Genomic DNA, 5,559 nt, shown 5'->3' with positions numbered 1-5,559 from the left:
CGCAGCTGCCACCGGCCTGCGGACCGCGCGACGGGCGGCCGCCTGCCGGCAGCCGCCATCGACATCAGTACTTCTTTTTGCTGCGTTTGGCCGGTTTGCCACGCTCAGGCAGTGACGGCACGTCCGCCGCCTGGCCGCCCTTGCGCTCGACCAGGCGGAAGTCGATCTTGCGCTCCTCCATGCTGGCCTTGAGCACCAGAATGCGGACCCGGTCACCGAGCCGGAACTCGCTGCCGTTGCGCTCGCCGCTGAGCATCTTGCGGATCGGATCGAACTTGTAATAGTCGTGCGGCAGCTGGGTGACGTGGACCAGACCGTTGACCTTGGAGTCGTCAAGTTCGACGAACAGTCCGAAGCTGGTGACACCACTGATGACGCCTTCAAACTCGCCACCGACATGTTTTTCCATCCACGCGGCGCGATACCGCTCATCCACCTCACGCTCGGCCTCGTCGGCGCGACGCGCACGCTCGGAGCACTGCAGCGACAACGCACTCATCTGATGCGGGGTGTAAAGGAATTTTTCCGGGCGGGCGCCCGTCAGCGCATGCTTGATCGCCCGATGCACCAGCAGATCCGCGTAGCGGCGGATCGGCGAGGTGAAATGCGCGTACGCCTCCAGCGCCAGACCGAAGTGACCGTTGTTGTCGGGTGAATACACCGCCAGCGACTGGCTGCGCAGCAAGACCGACTCCAGCAACGCCGCATCCGGCCGCTCGCGCACCTTCTTCAGCAGCTTGGTGTAATCGCCCGGCTGCACTTTGCTCCACGGCGGCAGACTCAGTTTGAACTCCTTGAGGAATTCAAGCAGGTCCGCATATTTGGATTCCGGCGGCCGCTCGTGCACCCGGTACGGCGCCGGCACATGCGACGCCAGCAGGAACTTGGCAGCCTGCACATTGGCCGCGATCATGCACTCCTCGATCAGCTTGTGCGCCGCATTGCGCACCAGCATGCCGGCCTGGGTGACCTCGCCGCGATTGTCCAGCTCGAAGCGGACTTCCGAGGTTTCAAACTCGATCGCGCCGCGCTTCTCGCGCGCTTTTTCCAGCAGCTTGTACAAGTTGTAGAGATGTTCGATGTGCCCCAGCTGGGGACCGATTGAAGCGCGTGCATCGGCGTCATTCTCGCCAACGGCCTTCCACACCTGGTCGTAGGTCAGACGCGCATGCGAGCGCATCACCGCCTCGTAGAACTTGGACTGGGTGACCTCGCCGTCACTGTCCACCTGCATATCGCAGACGAAACACAGGCGGTCGACATTGGGGTTCAGCGAGCAGATGCCGTTGGAGAGCGTCTCCGGCAGCATCGGTACAACAAAGCCCGGGAAGTACACCGAGGTGGCGCGCTTCTGCGCCTCGTCGTCAAGCGGGGTGCCGGGCCGCACATAATTGGACACGTCGGCGATCGCCACCACCAGGCGGTAGCCCTGACGGTTGCGGATGCGGAAACCCTGGCGATTGCTTTCGCAATACACCGCGTCATCGAAATCCTTGGCGTCAGCACCGTCGATGGTGACCAGCGGCATGTCACGGAGGTCGACACGACCGCCGATCATTTTCTGCTCCACTATCAGCGGCACCGCGGCGGCTTCATCCAGCACTTGCTGCGGGAATTCGTGCGGCAGCTCATGGCCGTGGATCGTCGCCTCCACCACCAGCGACGGTGTCAGCTTGTCGCCCAGCACGGCGATGATGCGACCGATCGGCGGACGCCGGGTGTCCGGCGCCTGCGTCAGCTCGCACACCACCAGCTGCCCGTCTTTGGCGCCGCCGGTGGCATCGGCCGGAATCTGCACGTTGCGCTGGATCCGCTTGTCATCGGGCACCAGATAGCTGATGCCCATTTCCACGGTAAAGCGCCCGATCAGACGGTTGACGCCTCGCTCCAGCACGCGCGCGATGGTGCCTTCACGGCGGCCTCGGCGATCGATGCCGGTGACATTGGCCAGCGCGCGATCACCGTGCATGACCTTGCGCATCTCGTACGGCGGCAGGAACAGGTCATCGCCGCCCTCATCCGGGCGCAGGAAACCGAAGCCTTCCGGGTTGGCGATCACCACGCCGGGAATCAAGCTCAACTGCTGCACCGGGGCGAAGCCGCCGCGACGGTTCTGGACCAGCTGGCCATCACGCACCATCGCGCCCAGGCGTTTGCCCAGCGCCTCGGCCCGGTCAGGCTCGGTCAATCCCAGGTGCCGCCCGAGCTCCTCGGCGTTCTGCGGCCCGCCACAGCGCTCGAGTACCTGCAAGATCGCCTCGCGACTGGCGATGGGCTGCTCGTAACGCTCGGCCTCGCGCGATGCATAGGGGTCATCGATCGTGGATACCGGCGCGGCTTACGACGGCCACGCACAAAACTCTGCGGTGCACCGTTGTCTTTGGATCTGCTGCGACCGGGCTTGGCCGGCGCGGCCAGGCTGTCTGGCATCCAGGGCGGCAGCTTGCCTGATTTGGAGGATTTGCCCGGCGCTTTACCCGGTGCTTTGCCCGGCTTGCTGCCGGGGGCGGACTTGTGGACCTTGTCGGTCCCAGTGGTCTTTTTGTTTTTCATTGGCCTCCATGGTACCCGCTGATTGCTGTATGCAGTGCAGACCGTGCCACACGCCGTCGTTACGAAATAAAGCGTTGACAAACACCTGCGCCCTATTCAAAATCGCCGGCCTGAAGTGCCCAGGTGGCGGAATTGGTAGACGCACTAGCTTCAGGTGCTAGCGGGGGCAACTCCGTGGAGGTTCGAGTCCTCTCCTGGGCACCACGTTCAACGATCAGACCCGCGCAAGCGGGTCTTTTCGTATGTGCGATTGCCGTCATCCTGTTGCGCAGATTGCCACGACGAACCGCGAGGGACGAGATCGTCGAATCGCACTGCAAAGTTGTTGACGCTTTGCAAAACGGCCTGCATAATCTCGCTCCTGAGTCGCCCAGGTGGCGGAATTGGTAGACGCACTAGCTTCAGGTGCTAGCGGGGGCAACTCCGTGGAGGTTCGAGTCCTCTCCTGGGCACCATGACTCAAACGAAACAACCCGCGAAAGCGGGTTTTTTTGTGCCCGCTGATCGGACCGTTCTTCCAGCGTCACATCTTCATCATTTTTGTTGACAGCCTGCGTCGCGGCCGGCACAATTCCGGTCCTGAGTCGCCCAGGTGGCGGAATTGGTAGACGCACTAGCTTCAGGTGCTAGCGGGGGCAACTCCGTGGAGGTTCGAGTCCTCTCCTGGGCACCATGACTCAAATGAAACAACCCGCGAAAGCGGGTTTTTTCGTTTCTGCCGTTTGAAATTCTTTCCCCGGCAACCCGAAAAAAAAGCGCGCCAGCGCGCGCTTTTTTAATTGTCCCAAATTCCTGCATGCCGCCGCGCTCAATGCCCTCCGGCCGAAGCGGCGCCCGCCCCCGCACCGAAGGGGGGCTTGGCCAGCCACACGAACACGATGATCGCCAGGAACACCCAGCCCAGCAGCAGGAAGATGTCGTTGAAGCCCATCTGCGACGCCTGGTGGCCGATCATGTTGTCCAGCAGCGCGGCGCCATGCTGCAGATCGCCCTGCCCCATCGCGGTGATCCGCTCGTGCATGCCGGGCTCGTAGACCGAAATGTGCGCGGTCAGATCGGCATGGTGCTGCTGGGTGCGCCGCGACCACAGCCAGGTGGTCAGCGAGGCGGCGAAGCTGCCGCCCAGCGTGCGCAGGAACGTCGCCAGCCCTGAGCCGGCCGCCACTTCACGCCCATCCAGATCCGACAGCAGGATCTGCAGCACCGGCATGAAAAACAGTGCCACGCCTGCCCCCATCAGCAACTGGATGCCGGCCACGTGCGCGAAGTTCACCTGCAGGTTGAAGCCCGAGCGCAGGAAACAGGTGATCGACAGCACCAGAAACGCCATGGAGGCGAGCATGCGCATATCGAGCTTGCCACCGTACTTGCCCAGCAGCGGGGCCAGCATGATCGGCAGGATGCCCAACGGCGCGGTGGCCAGCCCGGCCCAGATCGAGGTGTAACCCAGATCGCGCTGCAGCCACAGCGGGATCATCAGCGCGACGCTGAAGAACGCGGCGTAACCGACGATCATCGCCAGCGTGCCGGCGCGGAAATTGCGATGCCGCAGCAGGCGCAGATCGACGATGGGATCCTTGTCGGTCAGCTCCCAGATCAGGAACACCGCCAGCGCCACCACCGCGACACATGCCAGCACCACGATCTTGGTCGAGGCGAACCAGTCCTCCTCGTTGCCCAGATCCAGCAGCAGCTGCAGGCAGCCCACGCCAATCACCAGCGTGACAAGGCCGACATAGTCCATCTTCGGCTTCTCGATCTGCTCGACCCGGTGCCGCAACTGGCCGCCGACGATCACCGCGGCGATCACCCCCAGCGGCACGTTGATCAGGAAGATCCATTCCCAGCTGTAGTTGTCGGTGATCCAGCCACCGAGGATCGGTCCGGCGACGGGCGCCACCACCGTGATCATCGCCAGCAGCGCCAGCGCTTGCCCGCGTTTCTCACGCGGGTAGATCGAGACCAGCAGCGACTGGGTGATCGGGTACATCGGCCCGGCGACAAAGCCTTGCAGCGCGCGCGACGCCACCAGCATGCCCATGCTCTGCGCGATACCGCACAACAGCGAGGCCAGGGAGAACGCCACCGTTGCCCATACAAACAGCTTGACCTCGCCAAAGCGGCGGCTGGCCCAGCCGGTCAGCGGCAATGCGATGGCGGTGCTGACCGCGAAGGAGGTGATGATCCAGGTGGCCTGCTGCGAGCTGGCGCCCAGGTTGCCGGCGATGGTCGGCAGCGAGACATTGGCGATCGTCGTATCGAGCACCTGCATGAACGATGCAAGCGCCAGTCCGGCGGTGCACAGCGCCAGGTTGGCCGGCCCCGCACCTGCGTGGGCGGCCGGCGCCGCGGGAGCTTGAGCGGACATGGCGACCTCAGCTGGCGCGCGCGGACGGCGGCAGGTTGTCCTGGATGATGCGGTGGATCAGCGCATCGGCCGCCTGCAGCTGCTGGCCGTAGACCTGCGTGCCATACACCGTGCCCGTGGCGGCCTGGGCCGGCAGCACACCGCCCTGCTGGTCGTGCAGGTTGACCTCGGCTTTCATCGACAGCCCGATCCGCAGCGGATGCTCGGCCAGCTGCTTTTCATCGATGGCGATACGCACCGGCACGCGCTGCACGATCTTGATCCAGTTGCCGCTGGCATTCTGCGCCGGCAGCAGCGAGAACGCCGAGCCGGTGCCCATGCCCAGGCTGGTGATGCGGCCGGCATAGCGCACATCGCCGCCGTACAGATCCGAGCGCAGCTCCACCTGCTGTCCCAGTCGCATGTGGCGCAGCTGGGTTTCCTTGAAATTGGCTTCCACCCACATCTGCTCGGTCGGCACCACCGCCATCAGCACCGCGCCGGGCTGCACGCGCTGGCCAACCTGCACCGAGCGACGGGCAACATAGCCGGTCACCGGCGCGACGATACCGGCACGGGCATGGTTCAGATACGCCTGGCGCAACTGCGCCGCGGCGGCCTGCACATCGGGCTGGGTGGCGATGACGGTGTCATCGACC

The 5,559-nt window shown here is 64.2% G+C and carries 2 protein-coding genes, 3 tRNA genes and 1 pseudogene; 3 read left to right on the top strand and 3 right to left on the bottom strand.

Annotation, left to right across the window (positions count from 1 at the left end; all coding sequences use genetic code 11):
* Positions 1-64: 64 nt before the first annotated feature.
* Positions 65-2,320 carry a ribonuclease R gene (gene rnr / locus JCM9942_RS10200; protein WP_089153162.1) on the bottom strand — a complete coding sequence of 752 codons (2,256 nt, stop codon included), beginning with the start codon at positions 2,318-2,320 and terminating at the stop codon, positions 65-67.
* A 350-nt stretch (positions 2,321-2,670) separates the two neighbouring features.
* On the opposite strand from rnr, the gene JCM9942_RS10195 reads away from it, so the two are divergent.
* From JCM9942_RS10195 to JCM9942_RS10185, 3 genes are all read left to right on the top strand, one after another.
* Positions 2,671-2,757 (top strand) — tRNA-Leu (locus JCM9942_RS10195).
* Between the two features lie 164 nt (positions 2,758-2,921).
* A tRNA-Leu gene (locus JCM9942_RS10190) sits at positions 2,922-3,008 on the top strand.
* Positions 3,009-3,139: 131 nt separating this feature from the next.
* A tRNA-Leu gene (locus tag JCM9942_RS10185) sits at positions 3,140-3,226 on the top strand.
* 135 nt (positions 3,227-3,361) lie between these two features.
* On the opposite strand, the gene JCM9942_RS10180 is transcribed toward JCM9942_RS10185, so the two are convergent.
* Together JCM9942_RS10180 and JCM9942_RS10175 are read right to left on the bottom strand one after the other, a co-directional pair.
* Positions 3,362-4,921 (bottom strand): DHA2 family efflux MFS transporter permease subunit, encoded by a 1,560-nt coding sequence (locus tag JCM9942_RS10180; protein WP_054659445.1) that lies wholly within the window; start codon positions 4,919-4,921, stop codon positions 3,362-3,364.
* Positions 4,922-4,928: 7 nt separating this feature from the next.
* A pseudogene (locus JCM9942_RS10175) lies at positions 4,929-5,559 on the bottom strand (multidrug transporter); the annotation flags it as partial.

The organism is Stenotrophomonas pictorum JCM 9942, assembly GCF_001310775.1.
Classification (GTDB): domain Bacteria; phylum Pseudomonadota; class Gammaproteobacteria; order Xanthomonadales; family Xanthomonadaceae; genus Stenotrophomonas; species Stenotrophomonas pictorum.
Note: the sequence above shows the minus strand (reverse complement) of the source record. Positions and strands in the feature narration are given on the sequence as shown.

Bases quoted from the DNA above. Each gene is read 5' to 3' on its own strand.
- JCM9942_RS10180 (WP_054659445.1), bottom strand. From the start codon at position 4,921: ATGTCCGCTCAAGCTCCCGCGGCGCCGGCCGCCCACGCAGGTGCGGGG.